Source organism: Desulfofundulus sp. TPOSR (genome assembly GCF_011393055.1).
Classification (GTDB): domain Bacteria; phylum Bacillota; class Desulfotomaculia; order Desulfotomaculales; family Desulfovirgulaceae; genus Desulfofundulus; species Desulfofundulus kuznetsovii.
Window position 1 is genome coordinate 1,619,580 of sequence record NZ_JAAOEF010000001.1, and the last position, 20,874, is coordinate 1,640,453.

A 20,874-nucleotide genomic window follows, 5' to 3' on the forward strand; every position below is an offset into this window, starting at 1 on the left:
TAATTTTTTATAAATTTCCGCCGGGAATACACCTGAATTCATTCAGGTGATGAAAGGCGGGGGTTTTTTGTGAACAAATTTACGGGAAGGGGGTGGAAAGGGAAAATGGAACAAACAATCACGCTCAAGATTAAGCTGTACGAGCCGACGCGGGCAAAGCAGGAAGTGTACCAAGAAATGACCGATAGGACGACGGAATTTGCGAACAAGTATTTGGGATTGGACAAGAAAGACCGACCTAAGACATCGAAAGAAGCTAAAGAACACTCGAAGCCATTGCCGTCAGCAATATTGGCGCAAGCGATTCGGGACATTAAGAGCAAGCCGAAAGCCAAACGCTTCAAGCGGTTATGGCCCGCATTCAACAACCAGAACTTCCGGGTGGAGAGAGAGTATACCGTGGACGGCGGAGCCGTCTACAAGGTTTCTTTCCCCACACTGGAGAGGCGGGTAGGGGTGCCCATCGTGGTTACACCGTACCAGAAGAAATATTTGGATTTACTGCTTGCAGGAAAAGTTAAACAGGGAGTGGCGCGGCTGGTCAAATGCGGTAGGGACTGGTACATTCACCTGAGCCTGACGGTGCCCGTGGAGCGGACCCAAAAGCCGGAAAAGATCATGGGTGTCGATTTAGGGCTGATAGACCTGCTGGTGGCCAGTGCAGGGGGCCAGACGTTATTCTTCTCCGGCGGTCAGCTTGCGTACGTTCGGAGGAAGTACGCGAAACTCCGGCGGGAACTGCAAAAAGCCGGGGCTTACAGGGCTCTAAAACGGCTGGGGGATAAGGAACACCTATGGGCAACGGACGTGAACCACAAGCTCAGCCGGGTACTTGTAAATTTTGCTATCGCCCATGGAGTGACGAAAATCCGGTTGGAGGACCTGACCGGGGCCAGGTGGACGAAAGCGCAGGGGAAGGAACAGCGGGAGGATCCTGGCCGGAGCCTGCATTACTGGCCCTATTACCAGCTCCGGCAATTCATCGAGTACAAGGCGGCACTTGCCGGCATCCAGGTAGAGCTTGTGAACCCCGACCTGACCACACTGACTTGTTCGAGGTGCGGGGAAACAGTCAAAAGCAGACCGGGAGGCCGGTGGTTCAGGTGCCCGCGGTGCAAAAGGATAAAGCACATCGACGTGAACGCCGCGGACAACATAGCCCAGGCGGTAAGCGGGTTAGCATCTTAGCGGTATGGAGTACGGTCTTCGGGCTGGAAAGTACCGCAGCCCCGGCGGGTGGAGGGCAGGTGTCCCCTTGAACCGCTGGGGGCGGGCCGTGTTGGCGCGGCCCAGTGGGGGAGCCGATGACAAGCCGGCAGAAATGCGCGGCTTGAGGTGGACCCTAACCGGAACCGGGCGTGAACCCGCAGGGGCACGTAAATCCCGGGGCTACCCCGGGTGGGTTCGGGGTATTCTCTACGGGGAATCCTCTGAATTCATTCGGGGGAGGACGTCAAAAGAATTTTTGCAGGAGGTTCCCGATCTTGGGCGTATCGATTCTAAGAACACCCTGAAGTCGTACTAGTACGCCCTTGAGGACTTCTTCGCATGGTACGAGGCGGCCAACGGTAGGGTCCTGGAGCCGGGGGAGATAACAAGCGTTGACCTCCGAGAATACCAGGGCTACCTGCAGAAGACGAAGTGGGGTGATCCTTTCAAACCCCCTTCCGTGAACCTCTACATGCGTGCGCTACAGTCTTTTCTGAGGTGGGCCGAAGCTAAAGGGTACATAAGCAGGTTGCCCGCTTCCCCCAAAAGGTAGCCCTGCATAAAGGCCCCCCGAAAGCGCTCTCTAGGGTTGAGCGGAACCGCTTGCTCCGGGAGGTGGAGCGTCGGGGCAGGGCCAGGGATGCTGCTCTGGTCCGGCTGATGCTTTCCTGCGGTTTGCGGGTGTCGGTGCGGGTTTCCGACTTGGACATAGGGGAGCGGCACGGCAGACTGTTTATCCGGGGCTAAGGGCAACAAGTGCCGGGAAGTGCCGGTGCCTCCGGAGGCCAGGCGGACGGTGAAAGCGTGGCTGGAAGAAAAGGAGAAAAAACACCCAGGGAATGAATATCTTTTTCCCGGTAGGTATGGTGGCCACATTACGGCCCGGTACGTGGAGCAGTTGGTCAAGGACTGGGGCCGCTTCGCCCGGCTGGAGATCCACCCGCACGTTTTGCGCCATACGGCGGCCACCAACATGCTGGAAACGGGAGCCGACCTGGTGACGGTGGCACAGATTTTGGGGCACTCCAACCTGAACGAAACGGCAATTTATACGAAACCGAGCACGAGAAGGATGGCGGAGGCTCTGGAAAGGGGAGAGGTGTAAGGGGGCACGCGCGTGCCCCTGATTTTTTTGTGACTCAAGTTTGAAACTTTAGCGCTCCATACATTTCCAACGAAGCTGGAAACCCGGTAAAATCAAGGGTCTTAGTTGGCGGAATACTTAAAAATTACGAAAGTGTAGTGCCACGTCTGTAAATATTTAGTTTTTCTAACCTGCCTTAACATGGTATAATATCTATGCCATGTATGCCAGAACAAAAACTTTCACCAACAAGGATGGCTCAAAAAGAACCTATGTCCAGATAGTCGAAGCCATTAGGGAGCACGGCAAAGTGCGCCAGAAAGTGGTGGCCAACCTGGGCCGCATCGACGAACTTCAGAAAGGCAGCCTTGACCGGCTCATTGCCAGCCTGGCCAAATTCTCAAAAACGAAATGGATACAGGCCGAAGCTGATAAACTGATGGTTCACAGTGCCAAGGAATGGGGGTTGGATTTAATTTTCCGGCATCTGTGGGAACAACTTGGCCTGGACTTTATCCTGAAACGCCATTTCTCCCAGGCATACACCTGCAGCCAACTGGCTGAGGCCGTCTACGCCATGGTGCTGAACCGGATCAGCGACCCGCTTTCCAAACGGGGCGTTAATGAATGGCTCAAAGAAGTTTACCGGCCGTCTTTTGACCAGCTGGAACTGCACCATCTTTACCGTGCCCTTGATTTTCTGGCCGAATATAAAGAGAGGATAGAACTGGACCTTTTTGACAGCACCAGAAACCTGTTCGACCTGGAAGTGGACATGATTTTCTGGGACACCACATCCACATATTTTGAAGGCAGAGGGCCAGAGGAATTGGGTCGTTACGGCCACTCCAAAGATCATCGACCGGACAGAATCCAGGTAATGGTCGGCGTGGTAATGACCCGTGCCGGCATACCTATAGCCCATGAGGTTTTTCCCGGCAATACAGCTGATGTCAACACATTCAGTCAAATCATTGCCGACGTCCGCGAACGGTTTCAACTGACCCGGGTCGTCTTTGTAGGCGACCGGGGCATGGTCAGCCAGGATATTCTGGAACATTTGGACAAAAATCACATCGAATATATTGTGGGTATGCGCATGCGTAAAGTCAAAGACGTCGGCGAAGTACTCAAAACAGGCGGCAGGTACCGGACCGTCAAAGGAAACCTGAAAGTAAAAGAAGTCTGGTACGATGCTGACCGGTACATCGTTTGCCACAATCCCGTCCAGGCCGAACACGACAAAAAGGCCCGGGAGGAAATGTGCCGGAAGCTGGAAGAACAGCTTATGGTGGGCAACCGTGGTTACCGCCGGTATCTATTGCTTAACAAAGACGCCGTGGTGGGTATAGATCAGGAAGCCCTGAAAGAAGAAGCCCGGTATGACGGTAAGTACGTCCTGCGTACCAACTCTCAACTCAGTACTGAAGAAGTGGCCCTGGCCTATAAAGACCTCTGGCGTGTAGAGCGGGCCTTCCGGGAAATGAAATCCAGTCTGGACCTGCGCCCGGTCTACCACTGGAAAGACAGCCGTGTACGTGGGCACATCATGGTCTGTTTCCTGGCCCTGGTCCTGGAATCGGCCTTACAGAGAAAACTGGCAGAAAAAGAAGTTGAACTGGAGTACGTTTACCTGCTCAGGGACCTGCAACAGTTAAAAGCAGTGGAACTCAGTATTGGGGAAGACAAGTACCTATGCCGCACGGAACTGGTGGGCAACGCATATGAAGCATTCAGAGCACTGGGAATCCGGCCACCCCTAAAGGTAGCTGAAATCAAAAACGACGGTAACGGCACTTGCAAACAAAGTGCTCGGACTTCCGATGATTACCACACACCCTCATTATTGTAAAATGAAGGAAAATGTAGTGGTACGTCTTTAATTATTGCCCCGGAGCCCTTGATTTTCGGGAGGTTTTAATTTGAAAGTTTCAAACTTCGATGTGACTGGAAATCGCCGTTTTCGGGGGGTAGCGGTGGCAGGTTTACCTCCCGGTTTTTGCGGCCCGTGACTTCGCGGGCTTTTTTTGTTTGGAATCCTGCTTTCCGATCAGGGGTGTCTGACGGGCGGGTTATTTCGGGGGCCTTGCAAGGTTGGAGGAATCAGCCCTATGCTTACTTTTTACGCTACAGCAGATTCAGATAGCATACGTTCATACATTCCTCCGGTACCTGTAATGTTGCCGGCATCCAGTTGGGCACGCAAAGGAATGAAACCACCCCGGTTGCCCGACCATATTTCCGAAAAGGCCGCTGACTGCGGTGGGTTTGTTGCCACCAAGTTATGGGGTGATTACCGTTATACCCCGGACCAGTATGTGGAGTGGTTATCATCTTGGAACCCTCAATGGGCAGCTACTATGGATTATTGCTGTGAAGACGAGATTACCACCGGACAATCCGGGCTGGTGCGCTACCGACAGCAACGCACAACTGATATGGCCTGGCATTTTTGGCAACATTACCGGGACGTCCCATGGGCTTGGGTGCCTACTGTACAGGGGTGGAATGTAGATGATTATCTGCAGGAAATCGCTGGCCCGTCCGCGGCAAATTAAAAAAAGGGGGGGTTGCATGAGCCGAAACTCCAGGTATAAGCAGAAAAAACGAGAAGAAGAGAGGAACGCTATTAAGGAAAGTTTAAAAGAAAAAGAAGAAGAACTTCTGGAAAAGCTACGTCATTATGTTGAACTTGGGAAAAAAGCGGTGGGTAAAGATTCATATGTGTTTTACGATCAGATGATTAAAAAAATATTAGAGTGCTTGCGTGATATTAAGTGGGCAAGCAACACCGACTCTCAATACTTCTCGTCTGCAAACATTAAAATCGCTATGGATGAGTTTAAAATTTCTGTATTGGAAGAGGTATGCAAAGCCATGGAAGAACAAGCTGCCGGATTATATGAAAGTGAATTGGATGGTGCGGAACTATATCTGAAATATATAAACGGAGAAATTAACATAGAAGAATTTTTTAAACTTAAAGCTCGGTAGGTGATTGTAGATGCTTCCATCTGCCCAGGATAGTCGCTGATTGCTTGCCGGATTTCTGCAGCCCGGTCTAAAACGGGCTTTTCTTTTTTTTTGTAACCAGCGCAGCCAGAAAATCTTCCGGGCAGAAAGGAGGGGAATGTTTTCTGTACCCCGTGTCCGGCTGCGCTGCAAAAAGAAAGGAGCTGTTTTTTGTGAAGAACCCTGGGCTTGCGGCGGTGTTGAGCTTTCTGGTCTGCGGTCTGGGCCAGATTTACAATGGCCAGATCGGCAAGGGCATTGGCCTTTTTGTAGCGGCGGGCATATCCGGGTTGCTGTGCACGGTGGTGATTGGATTCATTCTGCTACCGGTCGTCTGGCTGTACGGCATCTACGATGCCTACAAGACCGCCGAGAGGATTAATAGAAAAGGGGCTGGTGAAAATGTTGCCGGGTAAAGCCGGAATCACCCTTCTGCTGGTTGCCATGCTGTTTGTCCTGGCAACACCCGCGATCGCGGACGACCAGCAGGTTCCGGCAGCGGAGTCCGGCGGGATCCAGCCGGTGAGCCCGGACCAGTTTGCGCAGAAGGTCAACACTATGATTGACGGTGCCTACAAAGCGGCTGGTCCCGTGACTGACGCCGTGGCCAAGATCATGCTGGCCGTGGCGGGCGTAGCCGCGCTGCTGGTACTCTTCAGCGGCATGAAACTATTTCAAAAAGTCGTCGGTGCAGTTTTGTCCATAGGTTTCGGTTTGTTGCTCTTCTATGGAGCGCCATACATCGTGGGTCTGGTCAAGGGTCTGGCCCAGTATGTTACAAGATAGAGGAGGGTTGGGTTATGAACTATGTGCGTCCACTGGAAGCTATAAACCGCATTCGCTCGCTGGTTACAAGGCTGGTCGGTATTCCTGTTTTTCTGGGCTCCTGGCTGGCCGCTACTGAAGCCTGGGCCGCCGGGGGTATAGCTGAGCGTACGGCTGAAGATGTGGCTACAAAGCTGGTTAATATCTTCAAAGAAATTCTCATGCCGATTGGTGCCTTCGTTATTTTCATTGCTGTTGCATGGACTGCTTTCCTTATCATCACCACGGCAAACAGGCCCGAGAAACGGGCCGAAGCAATGGGGTCCCTGCCCTACATACTGGGCGGCGGCGTCCTCCTTGGTGGATCTATGCTGGTGGCGGGTTTTATCGTCGGCCTTATGGCCAAAGCCGGGCAGTAGAGGGTGGTGTTCATGCGGCGTTACCCCGTGCCCGTACAGATAACCGAGCCGGAACGGATCTTTGGTGGCCTGCTAAGCTTCAAGCAGTTCGTGTACATCGTGGCCGGAGCCTCATTAGGGGGCATGGCGGGGGCGGCAGCGGTATTCTTTCCCGTCCCCGTACGCTTCGCACTCTTTGGATTGGGCTGTGCGGCGGGTATGGCTATAGCTTTCGTAAAGCTGTATCACACTCCCATGGACGTATTCCTGTGGCACTGGTTCTGCTGGAAACGGAGCGGGAGGGCGTTTTACCTTAAGGGGGATGAGTAGAGTGGGAGCCTGGTTTACCGCGACCTTCCTGGTACTTTCGGCTGCCGTGGGCATGCTGGCCTGGTTCTATGCGCGGCCCCGCCGTACAACGGAGTCCCGCGCCGGGGCCGGGCGACCCGCCTCCCCGGGCCCCCGCCGGGCATCAAGTGGCCTGAAAGATTTCTGGGAGGTTAAGGACGTCCGGCGAAGCCTCCTGATCCTGACCGGGGATCGCTACCGCATGGTGTGCCGTATTACAGCGGCGGACTACTGGCTTCTATCCGAGAACGAGCAGAATAACGTCGAGGACGCCCTGCGGGGCGCGCTGCGGCAGCTGAACTATCCGGTGCAGTTCCTGGTTACCTCGGAGGCGGTGGACACCAGGGCCGCCGTGGAGGAACTGCGTGAGATGGCTCCAAGCCTGCCGGGTACACTGGCGGACATGGCCCTGGCCCGTGCCAACTGGTTAACCGGCTTGATGCAGGAGCGTGCGGTATCGGCCCGGCGGGCCTACGTAGTGCTCTCCTATAACACCGTGAAGGGCTTCGACCATGCTCTGGAAGAATTACAGGCCAGGGCAAATACCCTTGCGGTGGCCCTGGCGGGAGCGAAGATACGCCTGGAGCCGCTTTCTTCCGAGGCCCTTGTGGACCTGCTGGCGCACCTGTTGAACAGAGGACGCGCCTGGCGGCCTTCGGAGGCGGTTAAAGCCGGGGTATTGTGCCTGTATCACGTGGGCGAAAGGGATGTGTATGAGGATGCGGTTCCTGCAGCGTAGGCGTAAACAAGAATCGGTGGAGAAAGATCCCCTGACCCGGCACGTCCTGCGGGTGCAGAACCTTTTCAGTCCGTCGGGGCTTATTGACGAGTTCGACTGCCTTGCTTTAGGCGACCGCTGGTGTAAAGTTTACGGCGTATTAGGGCTGCCCCGCGAAGTGACGGTGGGTTTTCTTGATGAAATCTTTTTTGCGGGGGACGTGGATCTGTCCATCCACCTGGAGCCCGTGCCGGACGGGGAAGTATTGAAAAACCTGACCCGCCGCGAGACACAGGCCAGGGCGCAGTACGACCTGGATCGCAAGGCGGGGAGCATTTACCGCCTGCCGGAACTGGAGGCCCAGATCCGGGACTACCGCAGCCTCCGGGAGGCCGTGCAGTTCGGCCAGGACAGGCTATTTCACGGCACACTGTTCATAGCCGTCCATGGCCATACCAAAGATGAGCTCCGCAGGCGCTGCGACCTGGTGGAATCGGTGCTGGCCCGGCGCGGCGTGCTGGCCCACCCCCTGGTGTTGCGGCAGGCGGCGGGGCTGAAGAGCGTTCTGCCCTTTGCTTCCAACCGGGTGGAAGACTTCGCCAGGAACATGACCACCGGCGTGGGGGCCTGCTGCCTCCCCGTAACGGCTTCCGGGAGCGGCCACACGAAAGGCATAATGCTGGGGTTCAACTATTTCACCGGGTCCCCCGTCCTGCTCGACCGGTTTGCCGGGGAAAAAATTATCCCCAACCAGCACCTGTTCATTTCCGGCGAGTCCGGTTCGGGCAAGTCCGTATCGAAACGGCACATCGCCCTCCTGGAAGGCTACCGGGGGGTAAGGACGGCCTTTGTGGACCCGGAAAACGAGTACATTCGCTTCACGGAGGCTTTGGGCGGCCCGGTGGTGCGCTTGAAACCCGGTGTGTTTTCCGGAATGAACCCCCTGGAGCTGGAGCCGGAACAACAGGAAGACGGAACCTGGCGGGTGAATGTACTGGATAAAGTTGCCGACGTGCGAGGTCTTGTAGGGGCCGTTTTCCGGTACTTTTCCGGGGACGGCCTCACGGCGCGGGAGGCGGCCCTGCTGGAAGAAGCCGTGCTGGAGGAATACCGGGCGAGGGGCGTAACGCACGACCCGGGAAGCCTTTACGAAGGCGGCATAAAAAAGCCCATGCCCACCCTTTCGGATATACAGAAACGCCTGGCGGCCAAGCCCGGCGGGGAAAGGGTGGCGGACGGCATGAAACCGCTTCTTTCCGGCGGTTCCCTGGGGATGTTCGACGGCCAGACCACCTTGACCCTTAAGGAAGCGCCATATATATGTTTTGCCCTCAAGGGTCTGGGCGACGACCTGGCGCGCTTCGTGGGCGTATACGCCGTGCTTTCCTGGCTCTGGCAGATGTTCGCCCAGCGGGGCGGCAGGGAGGTGCCCAAGTGCGTGGCCGTGGATGAAGCCTGGATGTTTCTCAGACACCCCGACGCGGCGCTTTACCTGGAAACCCTGGCCCGGAGGGGCCGCAAGCACGGTTGCGCCCTGACCATCGCCACCCAGCGGTTTGAAGAATTCGCCTCCAGGGAGGCGGGCCGGGCGGTGATCGAGTCCTGCGCGACAATTCTGGTGTTAAGGCAGGAGGAGCATGCGGTCAAAGCTGTCATAGAATACTTCCACCTCTCCGAAGGGTGCCGCAAGATTCTCTCGGGGGAACATGCCCGGCCCGGCCTGGGCATCCTGCGGGTTTCCGGGCAGACCTTTGCCGTGCAGGTTACGCCCGCACCGTTCGAGTGGGAATACGTTGAAACGAAGGTGGGGGGATAGCATGCAAGACGACCACGAATACAACCCGGTGACCCCGTTGTTGCCCATGTTCCTGGGTTTGTTTATTGGCCTGGCCGCCACCGTAGTGTCCTATGTGGTCTGGCTCGTTTGGTGCATCTGGCGTGCGAAGAAGCTGAACCGCCAACCCACCGGGTTCCCGGAGGCAATCAAAGCCCGCATGAGGAAGTGGGGGCCATGAAGCGGGCGGCGGCTTTGTTTTTCGCCCTGCTCCTGCTCCTTTTTCCCCTGGCCCCTGCACTGGCGCAGGTTGATTTAATACAAGATCAGCCGGAAGACGCAGCCGGAGACCCGTGGGCGCCGGAGGACCGGGGAGGCACCTTCGAGAAAATCGTGGCCTCCCTGATAACTTTTCCCATTCGGATTTCCGAAGGTGCGCTGAAGGCCGCCGGGTTCAAATCCATAGACCAACTGGTGTTCCTGGAGGGGGTTCCGGACGACCAGAAGCGTTTCGTCCCCTGGGAGACTGAGGGCGAAAGGGGTAACCTGCGAGAATGGTTCGTCGCCTTATGCTCGATAGCCGCTCCTTTTTACCTTATCGTTATAGCGGTCACCGCGTTCAAGTTTTTCTACGCGGCGGCCAACCCGGGGGCCAGGCGGGAGGCAATGGAGTCCATCCAACGCTGGTTTTTGGCCGTCGGTATCATCGTGCTCGCACCCTTCGTCCTGGAAACCTTCATGTGGCTTTCATCGGTCCTGCTGGACGGAGTTGAGGGGGCTTTCCAGTACGTGGTCCAGGGTACGGGCAGAAGTGTGGGCGATTGGGGAGTTAACTTCGGCGGGGTGAACGTCAGTACGGGCTCCGTTCTGGCCACGGCCGTGGTCAAGCTGGCGTTCTTCCTGTTCTTCTGTTACCTGAACGTCATCTACCTGGTGCGCAAGCTGGCCCTGACGGTGTTCTATGTGTTCACCCCCTTGATGGCCCTCATGTGGGCCGGCAACAAAAACGTTACCGCTGCGGCCGTCTGGCTGGGGGAGTTGGCGTCCAACGCTTTCATGCCCGTGGCCCACGCCCTGGTGCTGGGTACCATCCTCATCCTGGCGGACGTAAAAAACCTGGAGGCCTCCTGGCTGGCCGTACTGATATACCTGTACACGGTCGTACCGCTGTCGGAGGTCCTGCGCAATTCCATGATGGGTATTTTCACCAGAGCGGCGGGGTTGAACGAGAAGGCCGTGGCCACCGGCGCGATGGCCGCCCTGGGCCTGGGCGGGGTGGTGTCCCTTGCCCGGCTGGGTGCGGCGACTTTCGCCTCCCGACCCCTCCCGCTGGAAGGGGAAAGCCCCGCTTCCGGCGGAGGCGAAGCACCAGAGGGCCCGCCTCCGGGCGGGTGGGGCGGCACGCCCGGCGGGATTCAACCTGCTCCCCGGCGGCAGGCCGGGTTTACCTCCCCGGATCTGCGCGGCGAAATGCCTGCCGGCTCTTCCGGCAGCCCGCCGGTGGCGGCCAGAGGAATGGGTTCGTCCTACGGGATGTTAGGTACACACTCCGCAGTTGGTCAGACGACGCACCCGGTAACCGGGTCGGAAGTCATTCCGCCCGGGTCACCGCTGAAAGGACGGGTTCAAAACCCGTCAATAACGGGACTTCTGGCGGCAACCGACACCGCCTCGCGGGCCGGTGAGTTCGCCCGCACCGGGGCGAGCATCGCCGGCGGCTTTGTCGGCGGTGTAGTGCCCGGCGGTGAAGCCATTGTGAAAACCGGGGCGTCCCTGGCGGCAGCCATGACCAGGGGCGCTTCTGTGGTAGCCGGCACCACCCTGCAGGCGGCCCGGCGGTCAAAAGAAGAAAAAGTGGGCTTCGGGGAGGCTTTAAAGGCCGAGACCGGGGCGGGCAGCGTCACCGGGGCCGCCGGCAGGGTGCTTTCCACGGCGGCCATGAGCGCCTGGAACCCGGCCCTGGGGCAGCGGCAGGCGAAGCTTTACGCGGCATATGACGCGGCGCAAAGAGGACTGGACGGATTAAGGTATAGGAATTAATGATTACTGCGGGTACCGGAAAGGTGCCCGTTTTTGTTTTTTGAGGTGATTAAACTTTGAGCTACCGCAGAATGGGACGTGGTCTGGCGCAGCAGGCTTTGAAAAGGGCCGCACTAAAGCTGCTCAAAAAGTCCGGGTCGAAGCTGGTGGCCGTAATCATCGGTACGCTGGGACCGCCCCTGATCATCTTTTTTATTGCGGTGGCCCTGGCCCTCTTCCTCTTCGCGGCGGTCTACGCGGCCATGCCGGGGGACCAGCACCTGACCGGCGTGAAGCCGTCCCAAGCGGACGCGGCCATCCGGGACTTCGCGAAGTCGCGGGTGGCGGAAATGAACGTGAAAGAAACCTGGCTCGTCCCCGGTGATGGCGCGTGGTACCCGGGTAAAGGCGAGTACACGTTCGGACGCCTGGTGGACCGCTACGGGCAGGACACGAAGCTGGTCAACGAATGGGGGGACGCCTACGCGCCGGTGCTGTACCGGGCGCTACAAACGGCGGGGACGGACCGTATGGCCGACCGGGCCTGGGTGGAGGCAAAAATCCGGGAAGCGGCGAAGGAATTACGCCCCTGGTTTTATTACAAGGAAAGCAAAGTCACCTACTGCGGCAAGGATGGGTGAACTGCAGAAACGGTTTACCTCCTGGTGGAGGCTTACACGATCAGGGGCCACAATCTTTACCGCTACCGATGGGTGACAAAAACCTACGGTGACGGTGGTTCGGTGACTTACGAAGAACTTGCAGGCATCGAGACCCTGGACAACGGCAGGAAGTACCTGAAGGCTTACTTGGCGAAAGCGCTCGGACTGCCGTCTGGTTCAACAGACATTGAGCTGGCCGGGGACATGGTCTTTAACGCGGGTATAGCCTTCACACAGGCCAGGAAAGAATGGCTGGCCTGGCTGGATCATGCCTTCGGTGTGACCTACGCCTGGGCCTCCGGTGCGGGGATCCCTGCCGAGTTCCGGACATTTCTGGAAGAGGCTGAAAAGCTCACGGGTATACCCGCCTGGTTTCTGGCAGGGTTGATTCAAAAGGAATCAGACTGGAATCCTCTGGCCGTTAACGACAGGACCGGGTGTTTCGGGTTGACCCAGCAGCACCCGGACTACTGGCCTGAACGGGCGCGGGCCGCCGGGTTCGACCCGGAGCGGGATAAGTGGAATCCCAGGGCGCAGATTATCGTCGGTGCGCTGTACCTGGTCTCCCTCTTTGACGCCCGGGGACTGGAATGGGAGGGTGATGGTTGGAAAAATGATTCAGACTTACATGCAGCTCTTGCACGTTATGGTGGTTATGGAGCGGACGTTGTGGGAGCGAAGCCTTATATAGATAAGGTCGTCACGGCGGCGCAAGCCTACCGCACCCCGGCGGTGTGGCCGGTGCCGGGGACGGGCAGGGGCGACATCACCAGTTACTTCGGCATGAGGTACCACCCGACCCTGCATATATGGAGGATGCACAACGGTATTGACATCGCCGCGCCGGAGGGGACACCGGTCGTATCGGTGTCGGGCGGTGTGGTCACGACCGGGTACGACAGTGAATCGGGTAATTTCGTGGTCGTCCGGGACGGCACTTATGAGTACGTCTACTGCCATTTGTCCCGGATATTGGCCGTAGACGGCCAGGCCGTAAGGCCCGGCGACCAGATTGGCCTGGTGGGGGCCACCGGTGAAGCCACCGGTCCGCACCTGCACTTCGGGGTAAAGAAGCTAAATACCAATAGCTGGATAGACCCGTTGTTGGTTTTAAGTTAATATTCTCCCCCGGGCTTGAAGGTCGGGGTATCCGACGCAGAAAGGACGGTGAGCTGTCGTGTTGTCCCTTGCTGTACTTTATGCGGTGGGGTGCCTATTAAATTGCACCTTTTACCTCATCGCCCGTTTGGTGGGAGCACAGCATGTTGCGGACAATCGGGCGCTGGCGTCGGTGTGGTGGATGCTCGGCGCCTGGAGCTGGTTCATACTGGCAATGGTGCTTTTTTAGAAAGGACAGACCTCTCCCACAGCGAATCGGATCAGGAAAACGTCGTTTTGGGAGGGGGTGGGACAAATGGGTTCTCTGTCGGTGTTAGTTTTCGGCTTTTCAATGATTATGATTGGAGTGGTGTCGTTGTTGTTAATGAGGTCGTACTTTTCGAAGCTTTTCAGGCGGATTAAAGAAAGCCATTTGGCGGCTGAAATTAAAGGACCCCTCGACAACTTTGGAGTCGTTGCTGAATTGGTCGGGAACGTAAGAGCTGTCTATTCCCCGGTTGGGGGAGGGCGGTACATTTCGCGAGAAAAGACGGTCCTCCTGAGTTACCCCCCGGGGAGCAAAGGTCTGTGGGCACTTTTGGAAGCAGCTCACGAAGCGGGGCACGCGGCTAAACCGCATCCCCTTACCGAATTGCTGGCATCAACCCCGTTAAGGCTCGCGATCAGCATGGTGGCTCCCGTGGCCATATCTTTTTTTGTGGGCTGGCGGGTGCCGCACCAGGCAATTTCTTTAGCTCTGCTGGCCGTTTTACTGAGCTTTCCTTTAATTGCCCTGGCGGCCATCACGCAGGAGGAGGTTGGAGCCTGCCTTTTTTCGAGGCGCTGGATGTGTTCCTATCTTGATGGGCAGGGCTACGAGACCTATCAGGGTGCTGTTGCTAAAATGATACATGCCGAGGTGGCTTTTGAAATTTTGGACGGGTTTGCCCTGCTTTTGTTTTTCGAGGGTGCAATCGTTTTATTTTGGGGCTTGGGGAGGACGTTAATATGAGCGCAGGCACGCGGTGGATAAAAGAAGAAATGCTGGTTGCCGTTGCGGCGATAAGCGCCCTTTTGTTATTGACGGTAGTCGGGAAAATGTTGTTCCTTTTCTGATTGGATGGGGTGGTGGCAAATCATGCTCGTTCTCCTGGCGCATCCGGATCCAGAAGTCCTGGCAGGCTACCTTCGGGGTGCGGATCACGAAGTCAGGGAGCTGTACGTGAACGACCTGGCCGTTCAGGCAGCCGTGAAGTTTGGTGCTGACGCCGTAATTTACTCCGACAGCCTGGAACCGGTTGTGCCCCACGAGGAGGCACTGAAGGCTCTCCTCGACGCCGGCCTGCGCGTGGTGCTCCTGGCCCGGCGGGATAGCCCTCTGGTACCCTATGCTGGCGCCCTGGGAATCCGGGACTTAGTTTTCCTTCCTGCTTCCCCGGCCCAGGTCCTGTACCGCCTGGAAAACCCCGCATCTCCCCAGGAAGCGGCTGAGTTGGTGAGGGGGCTTATGGTAACCGGAGGCGTAGCGAGTCCGCTGAACCCGGCCACACTGGCCGAGGCGGGCCTGGAGCCCGACGAAGCAGCGGTGGGGGAAGTGGAAGCAGGTGAGGCAAAGAGAAAAAAAGCGGGGCTGCTTGGAAAGCTGAACCAGCTCCGTCCGGTTAGCATCAATCAAGCCGGTAAACCTGAACAGGAAAAAATGCAGGCCGGAAACGACCCGGAGCCGGAAAGATCAACTCCGGGAGGAGAAGACGCCGTAGAGCCGGACTACAAACCCCCGCAGGATACGGGTAGCGGTATTCCTGTTCTAAACAGGGTGGTTTCGGGCACCCCCAAAGTGCTCCTGGGACTTGGTAGCGAGCAGCTGGAAGAATGGTTCCAGGGGGTATTTGACGGCGTTCTGGAAGTAATCCACGCTTCCAGGACGCCGGAAGATTTTAAGGAAGCCGTTGAAAATACCGCCCCGGATATAGCCGTACTTATGCGTCCGGGGCCGGCCGGAGGCATAGCCGGCGCTCACAAGCTTGCCGCATGGGCGGTTACCAGGGTGCCGGCCGTCCTGTTCATCGCAGGGGAACTCGACGATGCAGGCAAAGAAATGGCGGAAGAGGCCGCCGGTGCGGGGGTGCGCCACATACTTACCTGCCCGCCCGGCGGTTTCGTCTCCGGGGAAGAACTGGTCTTCCTGGTCAACTCCCTGATCCGTGAGCTGAAGCCCGGACAAGCAGGACCGGCGACGGCGGTGCAAAAGCCCGAGCCGAAAAAGAAACCGCGGAAGAGCGGGCGGCCGGAAAGAAAGCTCCGGTTCGTACTGCCCAGGGTATCTGTTAAAGAATCCGTGCCATTGGAGGAGGAAACCCCGGAAGACGAAGCGGAAAAGGATGTGCCCCTTCATGAGGCACAAGGGAAAAATCCGGCATCCGTAGTCCCCGGGGGACTTCTGGCGGTCGTATCGCCCTGGCGTCCGGGTCTTGCGGGCAGAATCGCCGCCCAGGCGGCGAGGATGTTCGCGGCCACCGGAAACGAAGTGGCCTTTATATGCGCGGCGAAGGAGAGCACGGGTGCGGTCTGGCTGGACGTGAGCGACGAGGAACTCATCATGTGTGACTGGCGTGTGCCCGGGTCGGCCGTTCCCCTGGTGCGTGACAGGCTAAAGCTCTGGCCGGTGGACCCGGCAAAAGACCTGGACTGCGGCAGGGACGGCGTGATCGAGCTCATAAAGCAGGCACGCAGGACTGCCGTCTACACGGTGGTCGACTTCGGCGGTGACGTCAGCCTGGCCGGTAAAGCGGTATTCCTCGGGCGCTCGGTAGTGATGTGCGTCGTCCCCGGCGGGGACCCGGTGGAGCTGAAGACGGCCCTGCTCTGGTTCCGGCAATTGAAAGAGGGGAGGGAAAACGTGGTGGCGGGCATAGACCTCAGGGGGGTGCCGCCGGTCGTGCCGGAACAGCTGAACCCCGTGCTGACCATCCGCCACAACCCGGCGGACGCCCTTTCCGAAGCCCTGGTGCGGGGGGTGGAAGGAGAGTTTTACTGGGAAAGGATGAGGAGCATTGCCAAAAAACAAACTGGTTAACGTTTTAACAGCCCTGGTCCTGGTCGTACTGTCCGGCGCTCTTGTCTGGTACATCATCGGGATTACCGCGCCGACGGTACCGGTGGTCAAGGCCCAGAAGAAAATACCAGTGGGAACGGTCATCACCGGCGACATGGTGAAGGTCCAGCCCATGGCCAGGGTGGACGTACCTCCCGACGCCGTATCGGATGTCCGGGAGGTAATCGGCAAAACCGTCATTCTCGGCACTCTCCTGCCGGGAGACCCTGTCAGGAAGGCGCACATCAAGGCGGGAGTGGGCAGCCTGCAGGCCCGTCTCAGCTCCCTGGCCCCCGGGAAAGTGGCCGTGGACCTGCCTGCTGAGATAGCGCTAAAGGGACTTTCCGCAGGGGATAAAGTGATGGTCTTCGGTGAAGTGCCGGTCGGGGATGCAGCCTCGAAAACGGCGGCCACGGTTGTAGAACTCATAGCCCGTGATGCCGTGGTTCTCGAGGTGCCCGGGGACAGGCCGCAGGGCGAGGGCGTATTCGGCGGCACCGGCGGCAGCAGGGGGCCGGTGGTGGTGGCGGTAACGCCCGAGGAGGCCAAAAAAATCGCCAACTCCATCGTCAGGGGCAAAAGGACGGCGATAGCCCTCCTGCCCCGGGAGGGGGTCAGGTAAATGTTCGGGTTGGGCAGGAAAAAGAAGAAGGATATGCAGGAACCCGGGGAGAGCCTGATCCTGTGGGGGCCTGCAGCGGGAACGGAGCATGCGGAGCAGGAGGAACGGGAACGGGAAAAGGAAAACCCCGGGATGATCGACGGCATTCCGGTCTCCCCCGGGGCCCTGCCGGGGCGGGGGAAGATAGTAACCTTCCACTCTCCCAAGGGTGGGGACGGCGTGAGCACCGTGGCGGCAAACGTAGCCGCCCTGCTGGCCAGGCATGCCGGGACGGTGCTGGTGGACCTCAACGGGGTGGGCGCGGTGAGATCCAGGTTCGGGCTGCCTTCCGACTGTCCGGTGAACATCCTGGACTGGGAGAGTGCTGAAGACAGGCGGCACATATCGGTTTACGAGCACCAGTGCGGGTTGGCCCTGGTGCCCGGCGTGGTGCACTACGACGATCTGGAGCGGGTCAATCCCGCTCTTGTTTTCCGGGTCCTCGGAATCCTGAAAGATGCCTACGAGTACGTGGTGGTGGACGCACCGCCGGTAAACGGGGCCAACCCGGCCTGGGCCGCCGCGGTGGTTTCCGACAGGGTGTTCACCGTCATCACTCCCGACCGGGCAAGCATCGACATGCTCGGGGGTACCGTGAACTACCTGGAAAGGCTCGGGTGCGAAGATCGCTCGGCGGTAATGCTGAACAAGGCCGGTGTGCCCGGGGGTATACGTGTCGCCGACCTGGTGGACAAAAATCCCCTGGGGGTGGAATTCAAGGCTATCCTGCCGTACAGCGATGCGGTGATGGAATATAACAACCGGAGACAGGTGGTAGCGCTCGCCAGACCCAAAGACCCCTTCTCCCGGGCGGTGTCCGCTTTCACGGAGGAGGTGTTTGACTGAATGGATATAGAGCTGATCAGGAAACTGGCCGGTAACTTGAACGAGGTCGTGCCGCTGGAAATTGCCACCGCCGATACTGAACAGGGCCAGGACGCGGCTATCTCCCAGGAGAACCTTTCCCGGCTGAGGGGTTACGTGCAGCTGGCTTTGAGGCAACAGCTGAAGCCGGAGGAACTGGGGAAGTCCCGGGACCCGCTGGTGCGCTCGCGGCTGAGGAGCATAGTGATGCGTGCCCTGGTGGAGCTGGACATCCCCATAGGCAGCGGTGCGGCGGCGGCCCTGGCCGAGGAGCTTGCGGACGACCTCCTCGGTTTCGGCCCCATCGAGCAGTTCTTTTACGACCCGGAAGTTACCGAGATCAAGGTGATCCGGTACGACCTGATCCGGGTTGAAAAGCACGGTATTGAGCGGGTGGCGGAGGGGGTGCGCTTCCGGGACGAGCAGCACTGCCGCGACATACTGGAGCGTATGCTGGCCCCCACGGGGCGGCGTATCGACATCAGCAGTCCCCGGGTGAACGCCAGGCTTTTCGACGGCTCCCGGCTGATCGCCCACATCCCCCCGGTGGCCGTGGAGGGCACTACCATCACCATCCGGCGGTTCCGCCAGGACATGACGGTGGAAAACCTGCTCAAGCGGGGGGTGCTCACCCCGGAGGTGCTGGAGTTCCTCAAGGCGGCCGTTCTGGCCCGGATGAACATCGTGATATGCGGCGGTACCAGTTCCGGCAAGACGACCCTCCTGAACTGCATCGCTTCCTTCATTCCCGACGAGGAGAGCATCATCACCATCGAGGACCCTGCGGAACTGCAGCTGCAGCACAGGAACGTCAGGCGCCTTGAGGCAAAACCGCCCAACCAGGAGGGAAAGGGGGCAGTCACCCAGCGGGACCTGATGGTTGACGCCCTGCGCATGGCCCCCAAGCGGATCATCATCGGGGAGTGCCGCGCGGGGGAGGCCTTTGACATGCTGCAGGCTATGAACACCGGCCACCTGGGGAGCATGACGACCATCCACGCCAACTCGGCCCGTCACGGCACCCGGCGCCTGGTCAACATGGTCCAGATGGCCGAACTCGACCTGCCCTACGAGGCCATTATCGAGCAGATAGCCGACGCGGTGGACATCTTCATCCACGTCCTCAAAGACCGGTCGGGACGGCGGCGGCTGGACCACATCGTGGAGGTGACCGGCGTCGAGCGCACGCCCGAGGGAGTGCTCAACGTGGGGCTGAACCCCCTCTGGCAGTACGACCGTTCTGCCGAAAGGCTGGTCTGGGTGGCGTCAAAATTCACCCGGGAGCGGATTTTCCGGGAAGAGGGGGGCTGGACGTGCTGACGCTTTTGAGCATTGCCGCCGCCGGAGCCACCGTTCTGGCCCTGCTTGTACTCATCTTCGGCCCGAATCTTTCCGGCCGCACCCGTTCCGTAAGGCTTAAAGAACGCAGGACGGCCGTGAAACAGGATCTTCCCGTGCTGCTCGCAGGGGCTGCCGGGTGTGCCCTCCTGGCTTACGCGGTGACCGGGACGGTTTATTTTGCTGCCGCCGCCTCGCTGGGCGGCTTTTACGTGTCCAGGTGGTGGCGTGGCGTGCAGGAAGCCCGGAGAAAAGAACTCCTGCGGGTGCAGTTCGCCGACGTGCTGCAGCAGTTGGCCAGCGCGGTACGGGGCGGCCTGAATCCCTACCAGGCCCTGGAGGACGCCGTGCCGAACATGCCCCGGCCGGCCAGGGACGTTTTCTTTGAAGTGCTGCGCAGGACCAGGACCGGGCAGACCATTGTCCAGGCCCTCGATACTGTGCGCCAGGAAACGGGCTGGGAAGACCTGCGGGTCCTCACCGTCGGCCTGAGCCTGTACAGCAGGACGGGTAGTGACCTGGCGGCCATATGCGACCACGCCCTGGAAGCCTACTACGAGAGGGAAAGCTTCCGGGCGTTCATCGACGCGGTTACCGCCGACAGCCGCATGACGCTGAAAATACTGTCCGGTTTGCCCTTCCTGGTGGTGGGGTTTGCCCGGGCGGTGAACCCGGAGTTCGCCGGGCCGCTCTTCCACACGCTGCCCGGGAGCGCGGTATTTATAATGTGCTGCGCGATGATCTTCCTGGGCAATGTGGTGGTTAAGAAGATGATGGCCGGGGTATCGCAGTAGGGAGGGGGAAATATGGATCTGCGTCTCATGGCGGCTCTGCTGGCGTCGGCGGGTATAGCCGCTTTAATGTTGAAGAAGCCGTCTCTTTTTTCGGAAGACGTCCGGGGGAGGGCGGAGGAACTGCTGGCCCGCACGGGGAAAAGGTTCTCTTCCGGCGATTCCCGCACCCTGCTGGAAAGGAAAATCGTCCAGGCGAACCTGGACATCCGGCCGGAGGTGTTTGCGGGTTTGCGTATAGCCCTTCCCCTGGCCTGCATGGCCCTGTTCGTCCCGCCGGCGTTGTTCGGGTTCCTGGACATATACTGGGGGATCGTCCCGGCGCTGGCGCTCTGGTTCCTGCCCGGCTGGTGGCTCAACAACCGGGTGAAAAGCCGGGTGGCCGCCATCAGGCGGGACCTGCCGGACTTCTCCATCATGTTTTCCACGGCGCTGGCCGCCGGGGCGGACATCCTGACTGCCCTGGAACAGGTGGCCTCCTCGCTGAAGGGGGAGCTGGGGGCCGAGATCCAGCGTGCCTGCCGCGACATGGCTGTGGGGAAGAGGCGCACAGACGCCCTGGCGGAGATGGCGGCCCGGTGCGGGGTGGACGAGTTGACCGCTCTGGTCAGGGTCATCGAGCAGGCCCAGCGTTACGGCTCACCCCTGGCCGAAACGGTGAAGCAGCACGCCGCCCAGATGCAGCTCCTCCGCCGTTACGAGGCCCAGCGGGTGGCCGGGGAACTGGGGGTCAAGATCATCTTCCCGATCATCATGTTCATCCTGTTCCCCATGCTGGTTCTGGTGGGGTTCCCCGTCGTCTGGCACCTGGTTGCCGCCCTGGGCAACTAATTGAAGGAGGTGATATCCGGTGCTGAATAAAGTCAAAACCCTGGCGGTCAGGTTTCACCGCGACCGGTCGGGAGCCGGAATTGCCGAGTACGGCCTGATCCTGGCCCTGGTGGCGGTGGTATGCATCGCGGCTCTCACCGCTCTGGGCGTTGCCCTGGTGAACAAGTTCAACAGGGTCAAGGAAGCCCTGGACAGCACGGGCTAGTCA

The 20,874-nt window shown here is 58.9% G+C and carries 24 protein-coding genes; all 24 read left to right on the plus strand.

Annotation, left to right across the window (positions count from 1 at the left end; translation table 11 throughout):
- The first annotated feature begins 105 nt into the window (after positions 1-105).
- The 24 genes from G7K71_RS08030 to G7K71_RS08140 all read left to right on the plus strand — a co-directional run bounded on the left by G7K71_RS08030 (position 106) and on the right by G7K71_RS08140 (position 20,871).
- Entirely contained in the window at positions 106-1,188 is a 1,083-nt protein-coding gene (locus G7K71_RS08030) for an RNA-guided endonuclease TnpB family protein (protein WP_166344793.1), read from the plus strand.
- Between the two features lie 624 nt (positions 1,189-1,812).
- Positions 1,813-1,956 carry a hypothetical protein gene (locus tag G7K71_RS19340; RefSeq protein WP_243174602.1) on the plus strand — a complete coding sequence of 48 codons (144 nt, stop codon included), beginning with the start codon at positions 1,813-1,815 and terminating at the stop codon, positions 1,954-1,956.
- A 49-nt stretch (positions 1,957-2,005) separates the two neighbouring features.
- Positions 2,006-2,314, plus strand: coding sequence for a tyrosine-type recombinase/integrase (locus G7K71_RS19345; RefSeq protein WP_313884911.1), 309 nt, complete (start codon positions 2,006-2,008; stop codon positions 2,312-2,314).
- A 199-nt stretch (positions 2,315-2,513) separates the two neighbouring features.
- The gene (locus tag G7K71_RS08040; RefSeq protein ID WP_166344795.1) at positions 2,514-4,145 is read left to right on the plus strand and encodes an IS1634 family transposase; all 1,632 of its coding nucleotides are present in this window, start codon (positions 2,514-2,516) and stop codon (positions 4,143-4,145) included.
- A gap of 259 nt (positions 4,146-4,404) precedes the next feature.
- Positions 4,405-4,851 carry a hypothetical protein gene (locus G7K71_RS08045; RefSeq protein WP_166344797.1) on the plus strand — a complete coding sequence of 149 codons (447 nt, stop codon included), beginning with the start codon at positions 4,405-4,407 and terminating at the stop codon, positions 4,849-4,851.
- Complete coding sequence (locus G7K71_RS08050) at positions 4,808-5,287, plus strand: hypothetical protein (protein WP_166344799.1); 480 nt, start codon at positions 4,808-4,810, stop codon at positions 5,285-5,287. Before G7K71_RS08045 ends, G7K71_RS08050 begins: the two co-directional genes overlap by 44 nt.
- Before the next feature lie 191 nt (positions 5,288-5,478).
- Positions 5,479-5,721: a hypothetical protein gene (locus tag G7K71_RS08055; protein ID WP_166344801.1), complete on the plus strand. Its 243-nt coding sequence runs from the start codon at positions 5,479-5,481 to the stop codon at positions 5,719-5,721.
- Positions 5,708-6,091: a hypothetical protein gene (locus G7K71_RS08060; RefSeq protein ID WP_121450797.1), complete on the plus strand. Its 384-nt coding sequence runs from the start codon at positions 5,708-5,710 to the stop codon at positions 6,089-6,091. Before G7K71_RS08055 ends, G7K71_RS08060 begins: the two co-directional genes overlap by 14 nt.
- 14 nt (positions 6,092-6,105) lie before the next feature.
- Complete coding sequence (locus G7K71_RS08065) at positions 6,106-6,489, plus strand: hypothetical protein (protein WP_166344803.1); 384 nt, start codon at positions 6,106-6,108, stop codon at positions 6,487-6,489.
- 12 nt (positions 6,490-6,501) lie between these two features.
- Positions 6,502-6,798: a PrgI family mobile element protein gene (locus G7K71_RS08070; protein ID WP_121450799.1), complete on the plus strand. Its 297-nt coding sequence runs from the start codon at positions 6,502-6,504 to the stop codon at positions 6,796-6,798.
- Positions 6,791-7,555 carry a TraC family protein gene (locus tag G7K71_RS08075; RefSeq protein WP_121450800.1) on the plus strand — a complete coding sequence of 255 codons (765 nt, stop codon included), beginning with the start codon at positions 6,791-6,793 and terminating at the stop codon, positions 7,553-7,555. Before G7K71_RS08070 ends, G7K71_RS08075 begins: the two co-directional genes overlap by 8 nt.
- Positions 7,536-9,350, plus strand: coding sequence for a VirB4 family type IV secretion system protein (locus tag G7K71_RS08080; protein WP_165859272.1), 1,815 nt, complete (start codon positions 7,536-7,538; stop codon positions 9,348-9,350). The genes G7K71_RS08075 and G7K71_RS08080 overlap by 20 nt, the downstream gene beginning before the upstream one ends.
- Position 9,351: 1 nt before the next feature.
- Positions 9,352-9,549, plus strand: a complete 198-nt coding sequence (locus G7K71_RS08085; protein ID WP_166344805.1) for a hypothetical protein — start codon at positions 9,352-9,354, stop codon at positions 9,547-9,549.
- Positions 9,546-11,348 (plus strand): hypothetical protein, encoded by a 1,803-nt coding sequence (locus G7K71_RS08090; protein ID WP_121450803.1) that lies wholly within the window; start codon positions 9,546-9,548, stop codon positions 11,346-11,348. The genes G7K71_RS08085 and G7K71_RS08090 overlap by 4 nt, the downstream gene beginning before the upstream one ends.
- 56 nt (positions 11,349-11,404) lie before the next feature.
- Positions 11,405-11,968, plus strand: a complete 564-nt coding sequence (locus G7K71_RS08095; protein WP_121450804.1) for a hypothetical protein — start codon at positions 11,405-11,407, stop codon at positions 11,966-11,968.
- Between the two features lie 24 nt (positions 11,969-11,992).
- The gene (locus tag G7K71_RS08100) at positions 11,993-13,108 is read left to right on the plus strand and encodes a peptidoglycan DD-metalloendopeptidase family protein (RefSeq protein ID WP_166344807.1); all 1,116 of its coding nucleotides are present in this window, start codon (positions 11,993-11,995) and stop codon (positions 13,106-13,108) included.
- Between the two features lie 295 nt (positions 13,109-13,403).
- Positions 13,404-14,099 (plus strand): hypothetical protein, encoded by a 696-nt coding sequence (locus G7K71_RS08105; RefSeq protein ID WP_121450806.1) that lies wholly within the window; start codon positions 13,404-13,406, stop codon positions 14,097-14,099.
- Positions 14,100-14,225: 126 nt separating this feature from the next.
- Positions 14,226-16,163: a hypothetical protein gene (locus G7K71_RS08110; protein WP_166344810.1), complete on the plus strand. Its 1,938-nt coding sequence runs from the start codon at positions 14,226-14,228 to the stop codon at positions 16,161-16,163.
- A complete protein-coding gene (locus G7K71_RS08115; RefSeq protein ID WP_166344813.1) occupies positions 16,141-16,803 on the plus strand; it encodes an SAF domain-containing protein in 663 nt (220 codons plus the stop codon). The genes G7K71_RS08110 and G7K71_RS08115 overlap by 23 nt, the downstream gene beginning before the upstream one ends.
- Positions 16,804-17,688: an AAA family ATPase gene (locus G7K71_RS08120; protein ID WP_121450809.1), complete on the plus strand. Its 885-nt coding sequence runs from the start codon at positions 16,804-16,806 to the stop codon at positions 17,686-17,688.
- Entirely contained in the window at positions 17,689-19,026 is a 1,338-nt protein-coding gene (locus G7K71_RS08125; protein WP_121450810.1) for a CpaF family protein, read from the plus strand. It begins immediately after the preceding gene.
- Positions 19,020-19,838 (plus strand): type II secretion system F family protein, encoded by an 819-nt coding sequence (locus tag G7K71_RS08130; protein WP_165859273.1) that lies wholly within the window; start codon positions 19,020-19,022, stop codon positions 19,836-19,838. Before G7K71_RS08125 ends, G7K71_RS08130 begins: the two co-directional genes overlap by 7 nt.
- A 12-nt stretch (positions 19,839-19,850) precedes the next feature.
- A complete protein-coding gene (locus G7K71_RS08135) occupies positions 19,851-20,666 on the plus strand; it encodes a type II secretion system F family protein (protein WP_121450812.1) in 816 nt (271 codons plus the stop codon).
- Positions 20,667-20,685: 19 nt separating this feature from the next.
- Complete coding sequence (locus G7K71_RS08140; RefSeq protein ID WP_243113698.1) at positions 20,686-20,871, plus strand: Flp family type IVb pilin; 186 nt, start codon at positions 20,686-20,688, stop codon at positions 20,869-20,871.
- Positions 20,872-20,874 lie beyond the last annotated feature (3 nt).